Below are 25,117 nucleotides of genomic sequence, written 5' to 3'. Positions count from 1 at the left end.
TATGAACATTAAAAGATGGCTAAGTGCCATATTCATCGTCCTAACAGTAATAGCTGGCCTAGGATTTATTAAATTTCAACAGGTGCAGGCTGCAATTGCATTCGGCGAATCTTTTCCTGAGCCGTCTGCAACGGTAAAAAGTACCTATGTACAAGAAGTGCAACATACCCAGTATGTAAAAGTGGTTGGCCAACTCCAAGCGAGACAAACGATTACTGTACGTAACGAATACTCGGGCCTCATTACTTATGTCGGCTTTAAACCTGGTGAGATTGTGCAAGCGGAGCAGGTTTTACTTAAGCTGGATACCAGTATTGACGAGGCCAATTTACGTGCAGCCAAAGCACGCGTTAAACTTGCTAAGTCAACTTACGAAAGAGTGGTCAAACTCCTCGCTCAAAAACGCATCAGCCCTGACGAAGTAGATAAAGCAGAGGCTGATGTCGCTGTCGGTGAAGCTGACGTGCAGAATTTACAGGCATTAATCGCTAAAAAGACTATTCTGGCACCATTCACAGGACAAACAGGTTTAGACCAGTACCAAAGTGGTCAGTTTATCGATGTGAATACCGCTATTACTTCACTGGTTGGCGTAGATGATGCAATTTGGATTGACTTTCAAATCCCGCAAACCCTTACACAGCCGAGTATTGGTAGCAAAGTAAATGTCACTTTTATAGAAGCCACCAAGAGCACAGTGCGCTTTGCCACCGTAATCGCAAAAACCCCTAGCCTAGATGCAACCTCTAGACAGCAAAGCTATCGTGCCCTATTACCAAACCCGAACAACAAATATGGTCACAATCAAATGGCAACGGTAGAGGTTCCCACAGCCCATATGAACGCGGTCAGTGTGCCTACCAACGCTATTACGCGTAGTCATTTTGGTGAATTTGTGTACGTTTTAGAAAAGGATGACGAGCAAAACTGGCGCGCCAAGCCTGTAAAAGTGACGTTAGGCGACAAAGTCAAAGACAATCAAATTGTCTTGTCAGGCCTAAATGGTGGTGAGTTTATCGCCAGCGAAGGTGCATTTAAGCTTAAAGAAAACCTGTTGGTATACATAGATCAAACAGCATCAAGTGAAGATCAAAGCGGAGCGCAGTAATGAGTGCTTTACATGAAAACAAACCATCTGTGATGGACATATTTGTCAATCGACCGGTGCTTGCTATTGTACTGTCTTTACTGATTATTTTGGCAGGCCTAAATGCCGCAAAACAGATTTCTGTGCAGCAATATCCAAAAATTGAAAGTGCCTCTTTGGTGATCAATACCGTTTATACTGGCGCTGCCGCCGACGTGGTAAAAGGTTACGTGACAGAGCCGATTGAGCGCGTTGCGTCGACTGTACCAGGTGTTGATTATGTAGACTCAGTCACAACTTCTGGACTTAGTAAGGTGACCGCTTGGTTAGACCTTAACCACAATACAACCGATGCGTTGGCTGAATTAACAACCCGGTTAAATCAAATCAAGTTTGAACTACCTACAGGGGCTGAAGATCCAGCGATTGAAATTGTCCGAGCAGATAGTCCATATGCCGTATTTTATCTCGATGTCGAATCAACTGGACTGCCTCGTAATGAAGTAAGTGATTACTTAACACGTAATATTGTTCCCTCAATGTCTGATATTTCTGGTGTACAAAAAGTAACGCTTGAAGGAGGCAGAAACCCTGCAATGAGAGTTTGGCTCGATAGCGACAAACTCGCTGTTTACGATTTAAGCGCCACAGATGTTTTTAATGCGCTTCAGTCGAATAACACGATTGCGACAATTGGATACAGTGAAAATAGTCGTCAGCGCATTGATATCATGGCAAATACCAGCCTCAAAAGTGTGGCAGACTTCGAAGATTTGGTCGTGAAAGAGGTTGATGGTACTCAGCTCAAGCTAGGGGCGATAGCTAATATCGAAATTGGCGAAGCCGAGGGTTTGGTCACGGCTAGACTTGATTATCACGATACGGTGTTCTTAGCCGTTTGGGCCTTACCCGGCGCAAATGAAATTAACATCGGTGACGCGCTTTACACCAAACTGGATGAGATTAACCAGATCTTACCTAATGGCATGAAAATTTCTATCGGCTACGATGGCACTTTATACATGCGTGATTCCATTAAAGAAATTTTTACCACACTTGGTGAAACCGTTCTCCTTGTTGGCATTGTGGTTGTGGCGATGATGGGCTCATTTAGAACCGCTATGGTACCACTTATTACCATCCCAATTTCTATTCTTGGCGCTATTGCCGTGATTTATGCGATGGGCTTTTCACTGAATCTATTGACCATTTTAGCCATTGTGTTGTCTGTTGGATTAGTGGTCGATGACGCCATCGTTGTGGTCGAAAATGTCGCTCGGCATATGAGAGAAGGCAAACCAAGGCTTCAAGCAGCCCTGATCAGCTCTCGCCAACTACTCGTGCCTGTGATTGCCATGACGCTTACACTTGCGGCGGTATATGCCCCTATCGGCTTTTTAACTGGGCTGACAGGGTTTTTATTCCGTGAGTTCGCGTTTACATTGGCAATTGCGGTGTTAATTTCTGGCCTTGTTGCGATTACCCTTTCTCCCATCATGAGTGCATATGTGAATCCAGAGGGCGGCAAAGAGGGCAAACTTACACGTAAAGTAAACAGTTACTTTGACAAGCTACAGGCTTTTTACTTCAAAACGCTGGATGCTCTATTTAAGTTACGCCCGCAAATTTTCTTTGTTGCCATTGCCTTCTCTTTGCTGTCTGTGCCTTTTTATTTACTGTCGCAAAAAGAGTTGGCGCCCATTGAAGATCAAAGCAGTATTCAAGTCGTAATCGAGGCCCCTCCGGAGTCTTCTCAGGCTTACACTTCTGAAAAAATGAACGACACAGCACGGGTCATGAATGCAACTGAGGGCGGTCAGTTTACTTGGCAAATCGTCACTGCCGCAGCTGGTTTTGGTGGCGTGGAGTTAGCGCCATTTGAAGAGCGCGAAAACTCTGTACATAACTTACTGTTTGATTTGTATGGAAGACTGGGCAGTGTAACAGGTCTGAGCTTGTTTCCTATCTTACCGGCATCATTACCAACTGCAGGTCAGTTTGATGTCGAAGTCGTGCTGCGCTCCAGCGACGATGCTAAAACCATGAAATTATACGCAGATCAAATCATGGCAAAAGCTAGTCAAAGCGGTAACTTCTTATTTGTAAACACAGATCTAAAAATAGACCTACCACAAGCTGAGTTAAAAATTGATCGTCAATTGGTGGCCGATCTAGGCTTAAACCTTGCGCAGGTTAACGACCAGCTCAGCGTATTGATGTCTAATAATTTTGTGAATTACTTTAATAAAGAAGGGAAAGCATACCGCGTTATTCCAATTGTAGGCGACGAAGAGCGATACAATCCGGAAGGTATCTTAGACATGCAGATTAGGACAGATGCAGGAGCGCTTGTCCCCATCTCGTCATTTGCTACCTTAGAGGCCTTTACGAGCCCGCGTGTACTGGGTTCATTTAATCAGCAAAACTCGTTTAGAATTCTTGCTGGTGTGCTGCCTCATATCACCAAAGAACAAGGGTTGAGTAATATAGAGCAAATTGCAGCGGAGATACTGCCAGCCCACTACTCGATTGATTATGCGGGTGAGTCAAGACAGCTCCGTAAAGAAGGTAACACCATGGTTGGGGTTTTGTTAGTCGCCATGATTGTTGTTTATTTCTTGTTAGCCATTCAGTTTAATAGCTTTAGAGATCCACTCGTTGTACTTCTTGGCTGCGCACCGCTTGCTTTAGCAGGCGCATTAATGCTGCCATTTTTATCGCTAACAACCGTGAATATTTACAGCCAAATAGGTCTCATCACGCTGATTGGCTTGATCTCTAAAAATGGCATTTTGATTGTTGAGTTTGCGAACCACCTTCAGCTCGAAGGTAAAAGCAAATTCGATGCGGTCAAAGGCGCAGCAGCAACGCGTCTACGTCCAATTTTAATGACGACAGGTGCAACAGTGTTAGGGCACTTCCCACTCGTGCTGGTAACAGGTGCTGGTGCCGAGGCGCGAAATAGCATCGGTATCATTTTGGTGGCCGGTATGTTGATTGGGACGTTTTTCACCTTGATTGTATTGCCATTACTTTATGAAAAGCTTGCCAAAGATCACCGCGGTGAAATGGAGTCTGAGCAGGCATTAACCGAAACTCAGTTTGCTAATCAAATATAACTAATACGCGTTGTTGAATAAGTCGATTATTCAACAACGCGATAAACTCACCCCATGAGTATTTATTTTTCTCCATGCGTGCATTTCACGCACCCTACTGGGTAACATTAAATAACATTTATTTGGTTGTACCCTAAGCTATAACTATTAAGATAAGTTTAACGCGAAATGTGAAAGGGAAATCACAAGGTGGATTATAAATTATTCAGTATACTAACTCTTGCAACCACGTTAATTGCCTGTGGCTCTGACTCATCTGACCCAGACTTACCGGACCCCCCTAAGGTTGTAACCAATTTCATTACTCTTGGGTTTGATATCCAAATTTATCAACGCAAAGAATCCACCAGCTTAAACGCCGATAGTTTCTTGCGAGGGGAGGTATACAGTGGCAGGTCACCATTAACATACCGTGATGTGATTATCGGTCTTGATACTCAAACAGAGTCTATACAAATCACAGCGCATAATTCTACTTTTCAATTATTTTCATTGATAAAAAAAGCATATGCACTATCTCCTGCGCCGCCAGAAACTGAAGAGGCGATTAAATCTATTACGATTACTTCTGCTTATGACTTTAATGACGAGTACCCTTCAGGTAGTAGTTTGAATGAATTCTTTCTTGTTACAAATACCAGCATTGGCAACCAATTTTATACCTACAATAATGACGTTAGAACATACTTTAACGTCAACAAATTTATAGAAGTAAATAGTAAAAATGATATGGCACATGTCGGATTTGCCCTAGACTTTGTGCTCAATAAAGAGCCTCAATTAACAAACAACATCACCTTTTATATTAAAATTGAGCTGGATAATGGCGAGATATTCTCAATGGAAACACCTGAAGTTACTTATAAACCCACAGGTCAATAGATCTTAAATATGATGGTAGCCAAATGGCCACCACCTGTTAGTTGCCTACTCGCTATATATTAAGGCTCAAACCCACAACGGAAAACACGAGTAACACGTTGCTCTGTACGACAATTTGTTTCGATAGTACGAGTGCGCTGCTCTGTATAGCTTTGCTCACTTGTTTTTGCTAAATGGCCAGAGTAGTTTGCATGACCAGTCCATCGGCGACCGTCACTGTCGGTGTACCAGTAAATTTCAAAATCGGTAGCATATTGTGAAGCAGGACACGACTCGACTCCACGGCGTGAAGATGTTTTGTATTTAGCATGAGGTAATGGGAAGTCCGGTTTATTCCAAAGGTGCCCTAAATACACATGCCCTGCATAATTACAGTTTTTCAAAGTAACTGTATAGTTTTCAGTCTGTGTGTCACATACACGTACATTCCTTACCACTTCTTCCCAATACCCTTGTCCACCAGGGCAATTAGGTCTCGCTTCAGCGGAAGCACTCGTCAATGCAACAACCGCGGCTACTACCGTTAGTATTGTTTTCATGATTTTCCTTATTTTTGGTTTTTATTATCTTCAAAGTATCAAGCTCTGAAGTTGTTCTTCAGTCAGTACAAGTTTTATCTCTTCGAGCTTTTCCGTATTGACCGAAATACTGCCTACGCCATAAGGACTCCCCATAGAACCTATGCTAACGTTATCAGTTTGATAGAGCTGCGAAGCAAGTCTAGAAATCTCTTGCTGTTGATACTCATCTAAGCTGATTTTGCTCAGAGAATCCCGAAGATGCATTAATTTTTGCTGTGCTAAAACTTCAGCCTGTTGGCGCTCAGCTTGAATATACGCCGCTACTTGATCATCCGTCAGGATTTCTCTTAGAGACTGTTCGTAACGTTGTTTATTCAAATTAAGGTCGTTTGTTAGGCTACTCATATCGATCGAATGCTGCGATTTTTCGCTCTGGTTGCTAAGCCAAACTTGGTAGTCTTGTTGAGCTTTTTCTAAAAGCAATGCCTGAAGCTTATTCGCGGTATCTTCATTCAATTGAAGCTGTATCTCGAGACGTTTCGCAATGGGTAGCACTTGATACATTTCTATCGCTTTGACTGTTTGAGCAAAAGTTGCGGAGGGTCGCAATTGGCGTGACTCATTATTTTGCTGTGCAGTAGCAACGACAACATACTCTTCCAAACCATGATGTTCGGCAGGTACGGTATTTATATCAGCCTGCTTGACCGACGTTATTGCATGATTTAACTGGAGCTGTAAATTTTTATTCTCTTGTGAAAGTTGATCCAATTGGGAGATAAGCAGGGCTGTTTCGGAGGGAGTATTGTACTCGACGACTGCCTCTTCAAAGGTAACTACAGCCACAACATACCCTATCAAACTACCCAATAGAAAAGAGATTACTGTGAGCTTCATTACTTACCTCAATAAAATACAATGAAGAGCATGTTAGCGCTAATAAGCCAGCTCAACACAACGAGTTTTGTAAGCTTATACTGCTGATTTTAGTATTATTTTTATACTGTTAATTCTAACAGTGAAGACATTCACTGAGTAACTTAACAAGAAGCGGGTTTTTGCTTTTGTTGATGACCAAACTAGAAACATAGCCAAAAAATTAAAAAGGGGCTTGCGCCCCCTGAGAGAAGTAAAAGAAAAATTAGAAGTAGCCCCTAAAACCAAATGCAAAACTTCTGCCTGGCATGGGCGCTTTATTTTTTAGGAATGACGTATGTACGCGCGCTTCTGTGTCTGTCAGGTTATGACCTTTTAGATAAAGTACCCAATCTTTTCCAAGCGCTGAGAAGTCATAATTCAAACTTGCGTCAACCAATGTGTAGCCCGGTGTCACTGTTTCATGTGCCGCAATATGGGTCTGCTTTTGATAGCGCACCACATCTAGGTTTACAGTGAACTTATCAAGGCTGTAACTTAATTTAGTACCAAACCTAACAGGTGAAACCATAGGCAGGTTACCGCCGTTACTTAATCGCGCGCGAACCATATCTGCAAAAAGTGTTGCATTTAGCGCTTCTGTCGCCTGCCATGCAAGCTCTGCTTCAAACCCATGGGTTGTGACATCTCCTGTTTTGAACACATAAACAGGTAAACCGTGCTCATCGTGGCCATCGTCGTGGTCGTGGTCGTGGTCGTGGTCGTGGTCGTGGTCGTGGTCGTGGTCGTGGTCGTGGTCGTGGTCGTGGCCATCATCAGCCATTAATCCAGTATTTGTTTGGTAATAGTAATTATCGATTTTGTTATAAAATGCGTTCAAAACAAATCCAAAATCGCCTTCGAGCTTTCGCCATGTAATATCTAGGTTATGAGAACGCTCTAAATCTATATCCTGCGGGTTCAGCTCGAAAGCTAAGCTCTCGTCCTTCTGTCTAAATAGTGCCCCAACCTCGTAAGTACCAGTACCTATATGCGGACCAAATGAGAACAGCTCCGAAGCTGCTGGCGCACGCTCCGCCCTAGAAACAGACACGCCTAGGTTATATCCTGGTTGATAATCCCATACCGCACCGGCTGATAAACTGACTGGTGTGAACTCATGATCCACAGCGAATTTTCTATCGACGATGACCTGATCATGGTCATGGTCATGGTCATGGTCATGGTCATCATGCTCATCCGCCTGTAAGTCACTACCAGACAAAAATACATTTGGCGCATCCAAAGTAACGCGCTCTACGCGCGCACCTAACTGAACTAACACTTCGCCAAAATGACGCTCTTCCATCAGTGCCAGCGCAAATGTCGTGCTTACGGATGGAGGCGTGAATGCTTCTGCACCCTGTGCTGAAAAGTCACTACGCTTGTAATGTACACTCAATCCACCGCGCCAATCTGCGATTGGTTGATGCATTAAATCAATGCGAGCTTCTTGACTTTCATTGGCAAAAATAGTTCCAACTTCACCATGCTCCACTTCACTGTGCTCATAATCAGTGTATGCCGCACGAAAGTTAGCTTCACTTAAAAAGGCATTATCAAAGCTATATTTACCAATTAACTGCCAACGATCTTGATCTAAGTCCGCGAAAACATCTGGCGCTTCATCACCATGACTGTGACCAGGAATACCGTACTCTCTCGCCATTTTGCCATAGGACACACCCACATATCCCTGCTCAAATAGATAGGAGGTGCCGATGGTCGCACCGTGAGAGTCTTCAGCGCTATTTTCAACGGTATAATCACCAGAGCTATTTGACTTTTGATCTAGCTCAGCTGGTACAGGGATTTCATAGTCACTGGACTCTCTAACGAAGCCATCTAAATGCAATGCAAAATTACCTAAGCCTGTATTTAAATTAACTGCGGCCAACTTTTGGTCATCGCCTGTCGCACGCTCAATTAAAAACTCGCCATACGTATCACTGCTAGTCGGTACGCGTTCATCAACAACGTTCACAACCCCACCGATCGCACCACTGCCGTAAAATAAGGTTGCAGGCCCTCTTAAAACTTCTACCTGCGTTGCTGTAATGGACTCAGAAGCCACGGAATGATCAGGCCCTACGCGCGAGGCGTCACTAACGTCTAAGCTATTTTGTGTGATGAGTACACGTGGGCCGCTAAGGCCTCGTATCACAGGCGTGCTTGCAACCTTTGCATGAAAGCTCGTGTGTACACCTACTTGCTTAGATAGCGTATCGCCCAAAGTGGCTGCTTGCTGCTCTTTGAGGGCGTCGCCTGAAAGCACGCTCACAGGCATAGATGACTCCATCGAAGATGCATGAAATGGTGAAGCCTTAACATCAATCACTTCCATCACAGATGCATTTAACTTCACTGTAATGCTCGCAGCACCATTTGCTTGTGCTTTGACCAACTTATTTTGGTGCGCAAAACCCGAAGCTGTAATGTGTAGTTCTACGTCACTACTTTTATTGGTTTGCAAAGTAAACTTACCAAATTGGTCCGATTTAACCGTTTGTTGACTGCCCATAACCGAAATAGTTGCGTTTGCAATCGCTGCACCATTTTGATCTTGAATTTGTCCACTGATATTTTGAGCGTAAGCTTGTACTGAAAGCGGGGCTATCAAGCCAAGCATCAATGGCGAAAGTTTAAACATAATAATTCCATACGTTATTTTTGTTATAATATAACATATCAACACCATTCTGTTTGCAAGTTTTTTGTCGCGTTTTTTGCACCATGCAGCGAATTAATTTTCACTAAAAAGTACTGCATCGCAGAAATACGATTCCCATCCAACTTAAAAAATGAAATTTTAATCCATTTCAAATCATGCACTTAATAAAATGTTTCAAATTATAGTAGAATTTGAATTGCTTTTATTTTGTTACAATATAACATCACACACAATCACAAGTGACCGCTTTCCTTTGAAAATAAATAAGCCAGGTGTGTGAACTCGGTTTACCCAACCAATTCATTAAACGGCAATTGCTAATTAAAAAGCGTGTTATTTGTGAGCTTTCTATTCAGCTCTACAGAATCTCGGAATTTAACTATGATTAAAACAACCATTGCACTGGCTGTCAGTTCAGTCCTTTTATTGACTGGCTGTAACAGTCAAAACTCTGCGCCTCAATATACTCAAGAAGGGCAGGAAGTTGTTGCACAAAATATGCTTGATAACCCATTACTACGACAAAGTGCACTACAGTACCAAGCTCCTGAATTTAACTTAATTCACGACGGTGATATCAAACCAGCTTTCGAGCAAGGGATAACTGAAAACCTAGCTGAAATCGAACAAATTATTGCGCAAAAAGACGTTACTTTTGACAACACGATCGTCGCACTTGAAAAAAGCGGTGAAACTTTATCTCGAGTAGGCAATTACTTTTGGAACATTAGCCTCACCGACTCAAATCCAGAGCGTCGAGCACTACAACAAGAGCTTGCTCCTCTTTTTACCCAACATAGTGATAATATTTACTTAAACAAAGCTTTGTTCGAACGCGTTGAGCAAATTCATGACAAACGCGACAGCTTAGGCTTAGATGCAGAATCTAAGCGACTTGTTGAGGTTTACTACAAACGCTTTATTCGCGCTGGCGCAAAGCTAACAGACGCGCAACAAACTAAAATTCGCGCATTAAACAAAGAACATTCACAATTAACCACGCAGTTTGGTCAAAACTTACTTCAAGAAACCAGCAACATTGCGGTCGTAGTCGACAACAAGCGTGATCTGAAAGGTTTAACGGATGCACAAATTGACTCAATGGCGGCCGCCGCTAAACAAGCAGGAAAAGACGGAAAATACTTAATCAGTATCACCAATACAACTCGCCAGCCTATTCTTGCAAATATCCAAAATAGAGATTTAAGAGCGCGTATTTGGCGTGCATCAGCAGAGCGTGCTCAGTCTGGTGAGACGAACAATATGCCTATTATTAAGCGGCTTGCAGAGATCCGCGCTCAACGTGCAAACTTGCTTGGATTTGGCAGCTGGGCAGCATATGGGCTGTCTGCACAAATGGCACAAACACCTGATGCAGTGTTTTCTATGTTCTCAGGCATGACTGATGCACTGATGACAAATGTAAAACTTGAAACCAAAGCAATAAAAGCAAAAATGGCTGAAAAAGGTGACAAATTTAAACTGCAGCCTTGGGACTGGGCTTATTACGCAGAGCAAGTGCGCCAAGATAAATATGCACTGGATGAAAATACGGTCAAATCATATTTTGAATTTAACCGTGTATTAGAAGACGGCTTATTCTTTACCATGAAGGAGCTGTACGGTGTTGAATTTAAACATCGTCCTGATTTACCTGTATACCATCCAGACGTAAAAGCTTACGAACTGTTTGACCATGACGGCACCAGCCTTGCAATATTCTACGCTGATTATTTCGCGCGCCCTGGTAAACGTGGCGGCGCGTGGATGAGCTCATTTGTTGACCAAACACATCTACTGGGACAAAAACCCGTTGTTGTAAATGTCATGAATATTGCAAAAGCACCAAACGGCCAACCGACACTACTAAGCTACGGTGAAGTAACGACTATGTTCCATGAGCTAGGCCACGGTATTCACGGCATGTTCTCAGATGTAAATTACCCGTCACTAGCTGGGACTTCCGTATCGACTGACTTTGTTGAATTCCCTTCTACGTTTGAAGAGGACTGGGCGATTCACCCTAAAGTTATCTCAAACTATGCTAAACATTACGAGACTAACGAAGCAATTCCCAAAGACTTGTTAGATAAAATTGTACGCTCTCGTAGCTTCAACCAAGGGTTTGACACATTAGAGTATGTTGCTGCGGCGATTGTTGATATGGAGTGGCACTCACTGAAACCAACCGATAAAGTAGAAAACCCCGAGCAATTTGAACAAAAGGTATTGAAAAAACACGGCCTTTACGTGCCTTACATTCATCCTCGTTACAAGTCGGCATTCTTCTCTCATTCAATGGGCGGGGGCTACTCGGCGAGTTACTATGCCTACATGTGGAGTGAAATCTTAGCGGCAGATGCTTATGCATTCGTGCAATCTCAAGGCGGTTTAAATAGAAAAATAGGTGACCACTACCGTAAAAACATTCTTGAAGTTGGTAACTCTAGACCATTAATGGAGTCCTACAAAGCATTTAGGGGACAAGCACCAACGACTGATGCATTGCTAACTCGCCGAGGTTTACAAACAACGAACCTGTAAAAACCACTGGCTGGCTACGCTTGTGGTCAGCCCTTTCTTTACTCCCCTATCTGATAGCAAGACACCGCTCGGCAATTAAAAGATTGCTTGATAATGGCATCATAAGTACCGTCTGCTTTCATAGCTTGAAGTACTTTATCAAACTGAGCTTTGAGATTCTTGCCTTGGGTATTTTTGGAAAACGCAAAGTAACTGGGGATAGGTAACTCATATAGGGGCGTTGGGGAGACTGAATTTTGGATCCCTAAGCGTCGAACAATATCCATCCCACCCAGTTTATTGCTGATCACCACATCAACTCTATCTGCAAGCAGCAACTTAAAACTCTGTGTGCCAGAATTGGTCTCTACAATTTGGTCAATCACACCCGATTTAATAGCAGTATCTATTTCTGTGCCATAACTGACATTGCGCACTAGGCCAACGCGCAATTCGCTAAGTTCGCGGATATTACCGGCCAATCTAATGCCTGAGTCCTTTCGCGTAAAAATAGAAACCGACTGCATAATTAACACTTGCTCAGAGTAAAGCATGGTTTGCTGTCTTTTCTCAGAGAAATAAATGGTAAATATGCCATCAGCTTGCCCACTTTGAAGCTCTCTGATAGCTCTTCCCCATGGCAAGAACTCGATGTTAATGGGTTGCTTTAGTCTCTTGAACACTTCAGTGACTATCTCAACACCAATACCCTTTGGCATGTTACCTTCAAGGTATTGATAAGGCGGGTATTCAAGCGTCACTATACGCAATGTCTTTGCATGCACAAGCTCAGTCGTGAAAATGCTAAAAACGCCCCAAATTAATAGTAGGAGCGAAGTGAACGCACCTTTTATGTCGCTTATCCTATGAAAAAACATGTTGATCCGTTTTGAACTCGCCTCTGTGCCTTTTAAAATTCTATTTTAAGTTTTATATATACCCTTCGTCCTCTTGGATCACCCGTTCGAGGATCGTAACTGCCTGCTATATCCACAAAGGGTGGAGGGTCATCCGTTATATTTAATATACCGATTGCAACACTCGATTGAGCTTTAAGCCGCATCAACTCACCTAATTTCAATGAATATTGTGTATCTAGCGTCGTAAACGACCCGACTTTCTCACCACTGACGTCATTTTCGTAACTTGATACATGCCTCAGAAATGCATTAACCTGATGATTACGCCATAACCAGCGCACACCCGCGCTCCCCCTTAGTCGAGGTGCAGGGTTACCGACAGTATTACGATTAAGTTTTCCAAGACCGTCTGACATAGCGCCTGTATCGTCCGTTAAATCGTACGACAGCAAATAAGTGGCACTCACCTCTGGTGTGAAAAGACCATACTGCGTATCGACATTATATTGTCCAACGAGATCTACACCCGACGTATCTATCGCTTGTGCATTGATAAATTTAGTATTCACAATTGAAATGGTTCCAGCAGAGGTGCGAACCACTCGAGTGGGATCATTTGGCATTGTATTCACCACCGCTTGATGGCTTTCTCTGGTGAGCACATCGTCGAATGAAAAGCGCCAATAATCGACATCAATACTCATGGCGTTATCAGAAAAGGAAGCACCAAGATTAATGGCTGTTGACGTTTCTGGTACTAACTTGTCATCTCCAATCGTTCTGTTACCACCAAATGTGGTTGACCCGTCAGTAGGATCCGTGATGTTTGCGAAATTCGTCTGTACGCCCTTAAGTTGGTGGACCGATGGCGCTCTAAAAGAGGTGCTGTAAGAGCTTCTGAGCGATAAATGTTCAGCTACGCGCCATAATATTGAAAATTTGGGATTCGTGGTATCTCCACCCAAACGTCCATAATCTTCATATCTTACGGCTAAGCCCACTTCAATTTTAGGGGTAATAGGCAATCTAGCTTCGGCAAAAATGGCGCTAACTTCGCGCGACCCTTCAACATTTTGGTTGCCTATTAGAAAAGCGAAACGGTCTTGCTGAGTTAAAGCGTCATAGCGCTGAACAATAGACTCTTTTCGAACTTGAGCACCTATTGCCACAGCGACAAACTCTTCACCTAGTGAAAATGCCTCATCAAAAGAGACATAGCCTTCTAACATCTGTAATTGAGATTCAAGGTTGCCGATATAATCCCCAATGATAAACGGCCGCAATCGCTCATTGTCAGGGTCAAGGGGGTCAAATGGGTTAAAGTAAAGACACAGTCCAACACCAGCGCCTTGCGCACTGTCGCAATTTACGCCGCCGTAGCCAAGTAGTGATTGCTGAAAATTATCCGCTATGACATCTCTTGGGTTCAGTAGCGCATCGTTGATTGCATGTACATAAGCCAGCTGCCAATAAATATCTTGTCCGACATCGCCTTCTATGCCAAAAGCTACTCGCGTAGTTTGATGTTCATAGGAGTTTTGCTCCGTGGGCTTACCCCAGCCGAAAGGCCGCCCCCGGAAAAAAACATCTTCTGCATAAGGGTTATCAGGATGCGATGCTAAAACATTTGGCGCATTCAGAACCGGAAAGCTAGGTGAGACTTCTCTTGAAATCTGATTGTCGGCATGACCCGCTTCAAACCATAGGTGTATCTGATCATTCCAATCCCACTTTGCTTTAACAAAAAGCTGAAGTCTATCTTCATTGGGTACCACCGTAATTTGAGGTGCAAAGTCAAACAAGCAAAACGAATTACCATTACTGCCCGCAGAAAGCTGCCCACCATTGTTTTCACAATTATCGTCTGCGATGGTCAACCCTTGTGGATTTTGAGGCGAGGATAAAGAGGGGATTACAAAGCTGCCCGGATTACCGAAACTACTGAAAGCGGGTTTGAACCAGTCAACTTCTCCTAGTAATAAACTTGAACGCTCAAGAAAACTAGCCGCAAAAAGCAGGTACCCAGTCTCACCAAGCTCTAGGCCATATGCAAAATCAATTTTTGTTTCGTCTTGGCTACCATCACTGACTCTTTGCCGATATTCATATTGCAGCTGCGCACCATTTAAGTCGTCACGACTAATAAAGTTAACAACACCTGCAACCGCGTCGGAACCATAAATTGCTGATGCGCCATCGCGCAAAATCTCGATTCTTTTAACAGCAAGCGAGGGGATCAATGAGGCCGTATCCACAAAACTCGCTCCTTGGTCCGTGACAACCGATGAAGTTACCTGACGTCTGCCGTTGAGCAACACTAACGTGGAAGAAACCCCCAACCCCCTTAAATTAAAATTCGAAGTCCCTACGGTGTAATTTTGCGATAAATTGTCAGAGTTATTTTGTGCACCCGCATTGAATGGCAAGACTTCGACTAGATCCCGAACACCATTAGCACCGATGTTAGAGAGTCTTTCAGCGCCTACGTTTGTAATCGGGGACGAAGAGTCAGCTTGAACAGAGCGTTTTATTCGCGACCCTGTTACTGTGATAGTTTCAATTTTATTTTCAGCTTTTACCGTATTTGGAAATACCATCAACAACATGACGTTGCTAAATAAAAAGGCCCATTTCAGTGCTTTATACACCCACATACGATATTCTCATGTGACAGACGATAAACGCTTTATTACGTAATCGCTAACATTCTCTAAGCATAGAAGAATTCTAGGCGCTCTCCTGTTCTTTTTTGTGCCTTTTATCTGCTTGTAACAAACTATAAAGAGGCACTGTGTGCCTCTAAAAACATGTCTTATTTGCAATTAGTGAGCAATTGCCAAACCTGTTGCCAGTTGCTTTTACTACTGGTTTGACTGGGCCTGTCGTTATAGCTCCACCAGTTTGCTTGATATAGATTTCCCTCGTATGCTACTTCAGAACCTTTTACATAGGCTTTATCAGTCGTCCAAGGCTCAAATTGAGCACAATCAGCCCCTGTAGAGAAACTTGCTACCAAAGGTGCCCACTCATTGTGTTGACGCGCATTGTCATGCTCTGTTGCCGTGCCAAGATATTTGCCGTTAAACTCCTTTCGCGGTGTAGAGAAGTAATTGATCCGAGGGCAATCTTTAGGGCCATTAATCTCATTGTTATTACAACGATAGCTCATGATAGTTCTAAATGACCACTCTTCGGCATCATAGTAACCATGCGCATACTGCGCTATAAAAGGGATCTCCGCAGTATTTTCCCAGTTGTGTTCGGCGCCAAATAGATGTCCCATTTCATGGGCAAGTGTATACTGCTCAAAACACTGCATATTTGTGATAGCTGTTGAATGCTTTCGTTCTTTGGCTCCAATCGTACGCGCTACACCACAGTAAAACTCAAGTTTATGACTAATTAGCATATCCATATCAGAGCCATACTTTTCACTTTGCTTTAACTCTTCATCAAAGTGATCAAACTCCCACATATAATCTTCGTCTCCGAATAAAAAATCCAAGGTATTTAAGTTTTCGCCTTTTTTAAGCCAAAAATCGATTAGCACACCAATACTATCAATCTCGTTATAATCGACATGCTCGATATTAGCTATTTCAATTTTGATGTCGATGTCACTGTTGGCATAAGCTTGATTCGCTTGAGCGATAGCAAAGTCAAAAGCTTGTCTTGGGTTAATCCCTGCTTCTTGGTATACATTCGCCACATCATTGGTGTAATACAAGGATACGCGCACTACACTTGGCTCCGACTGGCTAGTTACTCCCTGACGAGTAAGCTCAACAGGTAGTGTTGCATAACCTTCTGCGGCCCTGTTTTTTGGCATAAATTGATGTTCTAAATCTTCAATTAGCTTTTCTGACGGTTTTGATTCCATTGTGACTAACTTCGTGCCGCTGCTTATAAGACGAAAATCACCAGTAACGACACTCACTTCACCTTGTACAAAACCATTGCGAGCAATACTGATCACACCTTGCTGATTGCCCTCAGTGTCTCGCAAATACAATGTTCCGTTAACTGAATCAATATCACTTAAATTAAACTCAAGTGTATAATTTTTATTATTTGGTAAAACACCTGAATAACTAACTGATTGTGCATGTAATGAACTAGCTGGAGTTGGACTTACAATATAATCAACATTTTTATGGCCAGAAATTAGACTGACTAATTTTTGCACCGACGTATCGGCATGAGCATGAGCTGTAATTAACATACTAGAAACTAGTAAAGAAAGTGCTTTTCTCTTCATATCAATATCCTTTCATTAATAAAGATTATAGAAATGGCAAACCAAAAATTGCCACCTATAAAAATGACAAAATATTTAAAGAAAAATAACACTTAATTAAAAAATAAATCTAAATTTTCTTATTAAAATATAAAAGCCCGATACTAACCGGGCTTTTTAAGTCGATTTTTTATATTAATTACCACATTTTTGATAATTTTACAGTTGCAGTTGAACCATCAGCTGCTTGATCGACAACTTCAAATACAAGGCCTAGTTTTGGAAGTTTTTTACCAGTTGCTGGACGAATATAATTCGTATAATCATCCCAATCAGCAAACTTTGGATTCGCATTTGTGAATGGGTCCATCCATTTACGCTCTAGGTAACCACCATTAGCCAACTCGGTGCGTTCAGTCCTGCCCTCGTCACCTAACTGAGGCAATGTGTTAAAAGCGGCATCTTTAATTTGTCTGCGGCTGTTAAGTGGCGTGACACTTCTATCTGCAACCCATTGGCCAGTACTGCTGTATTCTGTTTCATATTCAAGAATAGGATTGCGATCCGCATCTACAATGCCAATCCAACCTTCACCAGGGTGCGCACCCACATGGTTATCAGCACTTGGTACTTCAAAGAATTCAATTACATATGACGGGTCGACATACCATACAAGTAAACCCTCTTCCATACCTGCATTTTTCAAGCTCGCGTCAAATCCAACATGTTGGCGCCATTCCAGTAAGTAATAAGGTGTATATTGAATAGTGCCATCAGATAAACCTGCTGCGTGAGCAAACGTTACTTTTTCAGGTGTATTCGACGTAATTTCGTTGAGCGTTATGCCACCATCTGAAATTTTAATGTTATCGACAGCAACGTATGTAGAATCGCCACCAATTGCATAGTTTTCCAACGTAAATACAACATCGTTAAACTGCGCCAAGAACGAGATATCGTAGTTTACCTTTGTCCACTGTGAATTTGTTGAACGGATTTTAGAGTTATCCGACCCCATCACCAAATCTGCAGTATTACTAGGTGAAAGCGAACCAGAGATCCCCGCACTAGGCACATCAACACGTAGTCTTAAGCCATAAGCGGCATTGAGTGACAATGTTGAGTTTAAGTCAAAACTTAACGTTGCAGATTTGGTATCTTTTACTGACTGAGTAAACGACACACTACCGTAGCTCGTAAGATCAAATGCTTGATTGTTCAGCGGCTCAAAAATCTCTTTCGTTTGTTCAGCTAGATTAACTTTGATCAAGTCGTTATGCTGACCCTTTATACCTGCTTGTGAAAAGGTAACTTCTATACCTTGTGCACTCAAATCTGACGCATTTACTTCTTCAGAGATAATCCAATTACCACCAAACTTATTCTGTAAAAATAGCTTCGCGTATGGACTATAACCAGTCGGTTTAGTACCGGCAATAACACCGCCCCAACTGCCTGAGGCCATTGAAGAGTATGAAGAAACAGTTTCACCCGCACCACCAAATTTATCTTTTGAATAAGCAGTATCGTATTCATCTGGTAAGCCAAGGTCGTGGCCCAACTCATGTGACAGCAGACCGATAGTTGCATCAATTGGCTGAATAACATAGCTGCCTATTCGCGCGCTTTTACCAGTAGTTTCATTGACTACATCTTGGTTCACAACATGTCTATGAGACCAAATGTAATTATTATAAGGGCTATTCGGATCTTCTCTTAAGTGTCTCGGTTCAGATTCCTCGCCCAATGTTGAATGTATGATACTTAAGTGGTCAATTTGACCGTCTTTATCAGCATCGTAGTCACTCAAGTTGAAATTTTCATCTGCAAGGACGTTGTAAACAGCCTCCTTTATCAGATCGTGCGTATTCGCCTTATAGTGAGGGTGCGAGAACTGAGCTTTATACCAGCCGAACACCTCACCATCCACATCAAAAGAGCCGCCACTTTGATCTAAAAAGTACTCTCTCATACTTGGTAACTTTTCACCATTTGGACCTGCATAACCATTTTTAGAGAAGCTCATCTGACGATAGTGCTCAGGGTTATAATCTTCATAATAATGCCTATTTGGCGCATTATCTGGCTTCAATGAATTATGTGGAACATCAGCAAACTCCATCAGAATAGTAAGTACTTTTCGAGTTGTTACCGGTCCGTGCCATTCGCGCTCTTGTGATGCAAGTGCTTCTTGATTTAGAACGAGTGGCGCAGCGAAGTCAGCAGAAAGATTACGGTGTAAATTTGCATCATTTTGTATTTTTACTACTTGTGAGGGATCAATTGTAGTGTTTTCTTCTGATTTTATATTGACAGAATGTGCATTTGCATAACCACTTAAAGCGCATATAACAGCCACGGATAATGAGTTCATCATATGTATTTTCATTATTATTTCCTATTTTTCTTAATTGTCAGCCAAAGGGCGGTACTCCATGGATTTAGTCCTTGACGCCCTAAAAAAACAAACGAAAAATATTTATAAAAATAACTTAAGACAAAAAAATAATTAAATTAATAGGAAAACCCTTGAAAAAAAACGATTAATCCCCACAATTTATTTGTAAAAAGCAGAATTAACACAACTATAAAGCCAACCGTTTTAAACACATCTACTAGCTAAAAGCTTACTCCAATGGCTTATTATTTTGAATTTTTGAATAAAAACTGGAGCCTCACTAAATAAAACGCCGTTTATAACAGAAACCCTAGCTATTTTTTCTCATTCCCATTCGATCTGATACATGTACACCATTAAATGCAGTAGAAGAAATGACTAGAAAAATTGTGGCTAAACTGAACCTGCACAGCCTTTTCACACTAAAAAGGGCGTATTGCACGCCCTTATTTATTGTTCGATATACCAGAGTCTTACTTGCGCTGGGCGATTTGCTCAGCAACACGAATACCACTTCTTACGGCGCCTTCCATATAACCTAGGTAAAGAGTGTCTGTATGTTCACCTGCGAAATATATTCTACCTACGGGTTGTTGAAATAGTTTCCAATACTTGGTTATTTGACCTGGACCATAAGCTATAAACCCGCCTTGAGTCCACGGCTCAGCAACCCAATTTTGCACCTTGGCATCGACCAGAAATGATTTAGAGCTAGGATACATCACTTCCATTTCATCCAGTCGCGCATCAATAATTTGCTGATCGGTCCAATCTTTTTGGATCAAACTGTAGTCGCCAGAAGTATACGCAATAAGAATGCCTCCATCCCCGTCTTGACGCTCTGTTGTTTCCCACGTCCACCCTGTTGGCAATCCGGTAACAATCGTTTCCCCACCCAAGTTTTGATCTAGCCAAAAGCGTTTGCTGTACTGCAATAAAACTTTCGAGTGCGAGCCATAGTTTATGTTTCTTGCAGCATCTAATAGCGCTTGCGGAAGACGAGGATTGAATTCAATTTTATTGAGCACGGGCAAAGGTACGGTCACAACGACAATATCTGCTTGAAAACTCTCGCCTGCTAGAGTTTCAACATTGACTCGATTATCCGATTCAGAAATGCGTTTTACAGCTTGGTTAAGATGGATAGAACCTGCAATGTTATCTGCGAATGCTTGCGCCATCGCTTTGCCGCCTTTTAGAAACCGGTGGCTTTCGACATTATCTTCAGAGACATTTTCATACACCCGAGCATAATGGGCTAAGTGCAATAATGATAAATCACTTGGTTCGTCAAATTCCCCACGAACAAACTGCTCTGCGACTAACTTTGCGGTAGGATGCAACTGCATCTCATTAATCCATTCCTGTACATTGGTTAGATCGTACTTCTTAGCAATTTCTAACATAGCAGGATCACTAGAGTCAGGTACTGCATCCACCAGCAGGCTTAATGCATCATTAAAGCGGTTATAATCATTTACGATCGCAGTATCAAAGTTACTCTCGAAATCTGTATAACTGACTAGTTTACCTTCTATATAGTACGCACCACTTTCAATGTCTCCCCAATAACCAGTATCAGCCAACTCTACATCAAATAAGTTCGCATAGCGGTGGATTTCTTGATGAACTGTGGGACCGTCAATAAACTCCCCACCCAATTCACCATGCTGATTGCCCATTTGTACCGTACCAATTCGACCACCTATGCGATCCTTTGCCTCCAGTATGGTTACAGAGTAGCCTACACTTTCTAGTTCATAGGCTGCCGTCAAACCAGACAAACCAGCACCAACTACAATGGCTTGATTTTCTACAGCCTGAGGCTGTTCCCTTTCTTGCACTTCAATAACAGTCTGAGTATCGTTACTTCCACAAGCAGACAGCAAAGAAGAAAATACCACACAATTTACAACAATACGCAAAGAGTCCTTTCTCTTTGAGACATTCATATACACCTCACTAATAATTAAATATTGCAAAATATAAAAAAGCCATAAAAGGCTTATAAAAACCGTGGGCAAGCTAACATGATGTATAACCTTTAACAAGGTCAAAAAATGCAAGTTATATAAACATCACCTTTTAAAATAGAAAAATTAAAACTCATTATTTACTTCGTAAAACAATGAAAATATCCAAGTCGAATTCACATGAGAAATCAAGGGAGTAACTTTATAATTCAATTAAAAAAAACAATATAAAATTGATAGATAATTAGACAGGAAATATTTGCTTCATACCTGCTACAACGTCTAGAGCGGGTTAAGATAACTGCTCAGAGGCCCTCTTCTGTAGGAGTTGAGCTCCGTAAGGAAGCAAACATTAGATAACGCCTATTTGGCAAATTACAGTTATAAGTACCGTTTCTATATATTTAATAGCTTTTTACTTTGACGGATTAGCAGCAGTCAAGCCTGAACTATTACATCACAAAATAAAAACCATCAATTTTTATTTAACCTTAGGCTTAAAAGGCTAACCACCATTATTCATGGTAATTATCCATTATTTAACTTATAGAAATAAAACCAGTTAAAACCTTTGCTTTACTTCAAATTGAAGAGTAATCGTCTTGAGATACTTTTTTTGCCTTTGCTTTTTTGTTTATATTCACTAGTACATATGCAAGTTGGGTAGATGTTTCTGGTACAGTGAAGAATATTATGCTTTATCAACATAGAGACGCCATACTTGTTGAGCTCAATAACAAGGTATGCCAGTTGAACTGTGCTCAAATAAAAGCGGATTTATCTTAAGTGCCGACGTACCTGCAGGCCGAAGAGATAGAATGTGCTCTATGTTGTTAGCAGCACAAGTTTCAGCCAAAGATGTAGTAATATCAAACTCCAATAGGTGTGCATCTTGGGGTTCAACTGCCAATGTATGTAGAAAAGTTGCACAGTTAAGGTACTACCTACACTTTGTTGGGGTGCATTGAAACAGTGCTCGCCAACTTAGACATGTTATCTATACATTTACTTCCCCCCAAACGGTTATAACGGCGAGAGAAATTATCGCGTTATCACAGCCTTATCCAAATCATACTGAACATCCCTTTTGTGTATTTTATTACCCTATAAATTGGTATCATTATTATAATTTGGACAAAAGACGACAAAATGGAGTCAACAATGAAAAAGCTTTTACTCGCTACAGTTACCGGTGCAGCGATTGCCTCTGGTGCATACGTGGTCACGCAACAAGACAACGGCTACACACCTATGTCACAGTTAGATTACGTGCCTGCCGATACCATATTTTTTGCGTCGCAACTTGAAAGCTTCCCTTATCTCAAATATTTAGACCTGTTACCCAATGCATTCAAAAGTAACTATGAGATCAATACTTTTGTCGAAGAAATGAAGGCGCATGAATTAGAAATGAAAGCGCTGGGTCAAGAACCTGACCAAAACGCGATATTTTTCATGAATGTGATGGAGCAATATGCCAAAAGTCTGGAGTCCTCAGAAAGCTTTGCCAATATTTGGGGTGTTGATAATGAGCTAAAAATGCTCGTTTATTCAGTCGGTTTACTTCCTGTTATTCGTGCAGAATTAGGAGATGTCGCTGCGTTCAATAACACTCTTAAAAATGCAGCAGACAAAGCTGGCGTGAGTTACCTTGACAGTGACATAGATGGCACGCCTGTGACCAAATTTGCCATCGAACACGCGGGCCAAAAAGTATTTGACCTTATTTTAGCCACACACGGAAAATGGGTTACGCTGTCAGCTGACACCCCTTTTAACAGCCCCGATGATTTAAAAGTCGCGCTAGCAATAGCAAAACCGGCTACAAATCTAAATAGTACAGGCAAAATAGAGCACTATCTAAAAGAGTATCAGCTTGATGGTCAATCAATTAGCTATCTAGACAACAAGCTATTGGTTGACACTTTAACGGCTAAAGATCCACAAAGTACCAGTGTAAAAATGCTTGACAACATACTGGCTTTGTCCGGCAGCACTAACGCACTTGATATGATCAGAAATGAAGCATGCCAAAACGACTTTTCAGATATGGCTAAAAAATGGCCAGCTATTATTTCTGGCACCGAAAGTATGAGTATCAGCGCAAACCATGCAAATTTTAAAGTTTCAAACATCATAGCTTCAACAGATCAAAAGATTTTAACCGCGATTTCTAATATGCGAGGTTTTGTACCTGCTCATACTCAAGGCGCTGAAGACGCCCTGTTCTCAATCGGTTTGGGATTGAACGCAGCTCAACTATCCCCCACAGTAAACACAATTTGGGCAGCATTCTCTAGTGCAGAGTTTTCTTGCCAACCGCTAGTTATGGCTCAAGCGAAAAGCAAAGAGACCAACCCCGCTATGCTAGCAATGGCCACTGGCATGCTGGGGACATTGCAGGGAGTTAGTTTAAGCTTATTGGACATAGACATAGCGGAAAAAGCCGAACAATCTCAAGAAGTTGAGTTTTCTAAATTAGATTTGCTCGCAACTATATCAGCTGATGACGCGATTGCATTGTTCAATATGGCAAAAAGCTTTGTACCCGAGCTTGCTAATCTGAACCTGCCTGAAGACGGATCTCCTGTAGAGGTAAACAGCTTCTTGCCAGTAGATTACCAATTAGACAAACCTGTTTATTTGGCGATAAAAGGGCAACATATCGCGCTATTTACAGGAGAAGATGCTGGAAAACATGCTGATGCCTTATCAACTCAAACAGTGGAAGCAAATGGCATGATTACATTCGGTTTAGATACCGAAAAGCTATTACCTTTGATCAAAAAAGGTTCTGAACTTGCTGGTGAAGAACTTCCTGAAGAGTTCCAGGCTCTGTTTGGCGAAGGGTATCAAATGCACATTACATTTGACGCAACCAATCAAGGTCTAATCACTGACATCATTGCTGATTTTCAAAAGTAAAAATGCTTTATCGATAGTGAGCATGTACTAACATGCTCACTCTCCACTCTTGCACTGCCCAATTTTTCATAACACTCTCTAAACTTTTTATTTTTCATTGTTTAATTATTGTGCTTAACATATAGCTCGATAAATAAACAAAATAAGGAATGTTATGACTTTTTTAAAAAAGGCCAAACTGCTTTTCATGTTGACCGCTTTGGGCACAGCCGCACCCACGCTCGCGAATGACAAATCTGAAGAAGCTCCACTGCTATTAATTGGTGCATCATTTGCCAACGCAACTATGCCCTACTTCGACAACTTGCAAGCACCTCTTGGTGGCATTGCAATTAATGGGGGCCGTTACTTGTCTTTGGGTAACGCACTCATTCGTGAACGGCGATTGTCTGGGCATTTGATTAACGAAGGTCAAGCAGGGGCAACGACTTTCGATAGACTGACTTGTTTTCCAGGACCTGAATGTGTGGGGCCTGGTTGGGAAGGCTATGAAAAACAGCTTACTAAAGCACTCAGCCGAGTAAAAACAGCACAGGGAAATTACACCGCTAAATACATCGTAATCATTCGAGGTAATGACTGTAATCACCCAGACGCATTCGGTATTCCGATGGCCGAAACATCAGAGTGTAGTATTGAACAAATGCACCAATATACTGATACGTTCGTGAGTGTTGCAAAACGCGCACTCGCAGCAGGTGTCACCCCCATATTTTCAAGTCCGCCGAAGTACGAAAATATTGACTGGGAAACGCTCAGGCAGCGCTTTAACTGGCCTTGGATTGTCAGTAAAGATAACTATGAACAATTCGCTGATATCAGGTTAAGCCGCTTGCAGCAAGAAGTGCCAGAGGCGCTGTTTCTTAATATTTGGAAAGGCTTTACACCGATGGACGACGGCTTACATCCAGATAGAAAAACGATGCAACGTGCCGCCAAACGCATCGCAAAAGCTATAAAACGGCATCAGAAGCAGCAGTCAAGCACTGAATATTAAACCACTATG

At 42.0% G+C, this 25,117-nt stretch carries 14 protein-coding genes; 6 read left to right on the top strand and 8 right to left on the bottom strand.

Features of this window, described 5'->3' with window-relative positions; translation table 11 throughout:
• Position 1: 1 nt before the first annotated feature.
• The 3 genes from N480_RS11975 (at position 2) to N480_RS11965 (ending at position 5,088) form a co-directional block, all read left to right on the top strand.
• A complete protein-coding gene (locus N480_RS11975) occupies positions 2-1,108 on the top strand; it encodes an efflux RND transporter periplasmic adaptor subunit (protein ID WP_063372734.1) in 1,107 nt (368 codons plus the stop codon).
• Positions 1,108-4,206, top strand: coding sequence for an efflux RND transporter permease subunit (locus N480_RS11970; protein ID WP_063372733.1), 3,099 nt, complete (start codon positions 1,108-1,110; stop codon positions 4,204-4,206). Before N480_RS11975 ends, N480_RS11970 begins: the two co-directional genes overlap by 1 nt.
• 189 nt (positions 4,207-4,395) lie before the next feature.
• A complete protein-coding gene (locus N480_RS11965; RefSeq protein WP_063372732.1) occupies positions 4,396-5,088 on the top strand; it encodes a hypothetical protein in 693 nt (230 codons plus the stop codon).
• Between the two features lie 59 nt (positions 5,089-5,147).
• On the opposite strand, the gene N480_RS11960 is transcribed toward N480_RS11965, so the two are convergent.
• The 3 genes from N480_RS11960 to N480_RS11950 form a co-directional block, all read right to left on the bottom strand.
• Complete coding sequence (locus N480_RS11960; RefSeq protein ID WP_063372731.1) at positions 5,148-5,627, bottom strand: hypothetical protein; 480 nt, start codon at positions 5,625-5,627, stop codon at positions 5,148-5,150.
• A gap of 30 nt (positions 5,628-5,657) precedes the next feature.
• A complete protein-coding gene (locus N480_RS11955; RefSeq protein WP_063372730.1) occupies positions 5,658-6,506 on the bottom strand; it encodes a hypothetical protein in 849 nt (282 codons plus the stop codon).
• 244 nt (positions 6,507-6,750) lie between these two features.
• On the bottom strand, positions 6,751-9,174 hold the full coding sequence (locus N480_RS11950; protein WP_063372729.1) for a TonB-dependent receptor: 2,424 nt from the start codon (positions 9,172-9,174) through the stop codon (positions 6,751-6,753).
• 402 nt (positions 9,175-9,576) lie between these two features.
• Between N480_RS11950 and N480_RS11945 the strand changes: the two genes are divergently transcribed.
• Positions 9,577-11,739 carry a M3 family metallopeptidase gene (locus N480_RS11945; RefSeq protein ID WP_063372728.1) on the top strand — a complete coding sequence of 721 codons (2,163 nt, stop codon included), beginning with the start codon at positions 9,577-9,579 and terminating at the stop codon, positions 11,737-11,739.
• A gap of 38 nt (positions 11,740-11,777) precedes the next feature.
• Here N480_RS11945 and N480_RS11940 read toward each other — a convergent pair whose 3' ends face one another.
• From N480_RS11940 to N480_RS11920, 5 genes are all read right to left on the bottom strand, one after another.
• Positions 11,778-12,596: a substrate-binding periplasmic protein gene (locus N480_RS11940; RefSeq protein ID WP_081231845.1), complete on the bottom strand. Its 819-nt coding sequence runs from the start codon at positions 12,594-12,596 to the stop codon at positions 11,778-11,780.
• 32 nt (positions 12,597-12,628) lie between these two features.
• Positions 12,629-15,232 carry a TonB-dependent receptor plug domain-containing protein gene (locus tag N480_RS11935; protein WP_063372727.1) on the bottom strand — a complete coding sequence of 868 codons (2,604 nt, stop codon included), beginning with the start codon at positions 15,230-15,232 and terminating at the stop codon, positions 12,629-12,631.
• 158 nt (positions 15,233-15,390) lie between these two features.
• Positions 15,391-16,836 carry a M12 family metallo-peptidase gene (locus tag N480_RS11930; protein WP_063372726.1) on the bottom strand — a complete coding sequence of 482 codons (1,446 nt, stop codon included), beginning with the start codon at positions 16,834-16,836 and terminating at the stop codon, positions 15,391-15,393.
• A 178-nt stretch (positions 16,837-17,014) separates the two neighbouring features.
• Positions 17,015-19,204, bottom strand: coding sequence for an immune inhibitor A domain-containing protein (locus N480_RS11925; protein WP_063372725.1), 2,190 nt, complete (start codon positions 19,202-19,204; stop codon positions 17,015-17,017).
• 482 nt (positions 19,205-19,686) lie between these two features.
• The gene (locus N480_RS11920) at positions 19,687-21,165 is read right to left on the bottom strand and encodes a flavin monoamine oxidase family protein (RefSeq protein WP_063372724.1); all 1,479 of its coding nucleotides are present in this window, start codon (positions 21,163-21,165) and stop codon (positions 19,687-19,689) included.
• 1,182 nt (positions 21,166-22,347) lie between these two features.
• Here N480_RS11920 and N480_RS11915 point away from each other — a divergent pair.
• Entirely contained in the window at positions 22,348-24,111 is a 1,764-nt protein-coding gene (locus N480_RS11915) for a hypothetical protein (protein WP_063372723.1), read from the top strand.
• A gap of 154 nt (positions 24,112-24,265) precedes the next feature.
• Positions 24,266-25,108, top strand: coding sequence for a hypothetical protein (locus N480_RS11910; RefSeq protein ID WP_063372722.1), 843 nt, complete (start codon positions 24,266-24,268; stop codon positions 25,106-25,108).
• The last annotated feature ends 9 nt before the right edge of the window (positions 25,109-25,117 follow it).

The sequence above is a fragment of the Pseudoalteromonas luteoviolacea S2607 genome (assembly GCF_001625575.1).
In the GTDB taxonomy this organism is placed as follows: Bacteria; Pseudomonadota; Gammaproteobacteria; order Enterobacterales; family Alteromonadaceae; genus Pseudoalteromonas; species Pseudoalteromonas luteoviolacea_E.
The sequence above is the reverse complement of the archived record's forward strand: the minus strand, read 5'-3'. Positions and strand labels throughout refer to the sequence as shown.

Coding starts and splice junctions, on each gene's coding strand:
- N480_RS11975 (WP_063372734.1), top strand. CDS start 2: ATGAACATTAAAAGATGGCTAAGTGCCATATTCATCGTCCTAACAGTA.
- N480_RS11970 (WP_063372733.1), top strand. CDS start 1,108: ATGAGTGCTTTACATGAAAACAAACCATCTGTGATGGACATATTTGTC.
- N480_RS11960 (WP_063372731.1), bottom strand. CDS start 5,627: ATGAAAACAATACTAACGGTAGTAGCCGCGGTTGTTGCATTGACGAGT.
- N480_RS11955 (WP_063372730.1), bottom strand. CDS start 6,506: ATGAAGCTCACAGTAATCTCTTTTCTATTGGGTAGTTTGATAGGGTAT.
- N480_RS11950 (WP_063372729.1), bottom strand. CDS start 9,174: ATGTTTAAACTTTCGCCATTGATGCTTGGCTTGATAGCCCCGCTTTCA.
- N480_RS11945 (WP_063372728.1), top strand. CDS start 9,577: ATGATTAAAACAACCATTGCACTGGCTGTCAGTTCAGTCCTTTTATTG.
- N480_RS11940 (WP_081231845.1), bottom strand. CDS start 12,596: ATGTTTTTTCATAGGATAAGCGACATAAAAGGTGCGTTCACTTCGCTC.
- N480_RS11935 (WP_063372727.1), bottom strand. CDS start 15,232: ATGTGGGTGTATAAAGCACTGAAATGGGCCTTTTTATTTAGCAACGTC.
- N480_RS11930 (WP_063372726.1), bottom strand. CDS start 16,836: ATGAAGAGAAAAGCACTTTCTTTACTAGTTTCTAGTATGTTAATTACA.
- N480_RS11925 (WP_063372725.1), bottom strand. CDS start 19,204: ATGAAAATACATATGATGAACTCATTATCCGTGGCTGTTATATGCGCT.
- N480_RS11920 (WP_063372724.1), bottom strand. CDS start 21,165: ATGAATGTCTCAAAGAGAAAGGACTCTTTGCGTATTGTTGTAAATTGT.
- N480_RS11915 (WP_063372723.1), top strand. CDS start 22,348: ATGAAAAAGCTTTTACTCGCTACAGTTACCGGTGCAGCGATTGCCTCT.
- N480_RS11910 (WP_063372722.1), top strand. CDS start 24,266: ATGACTTTTTTAAAAAAGGCCAAACTGCTTTTCATGTTGACCGCTTTG.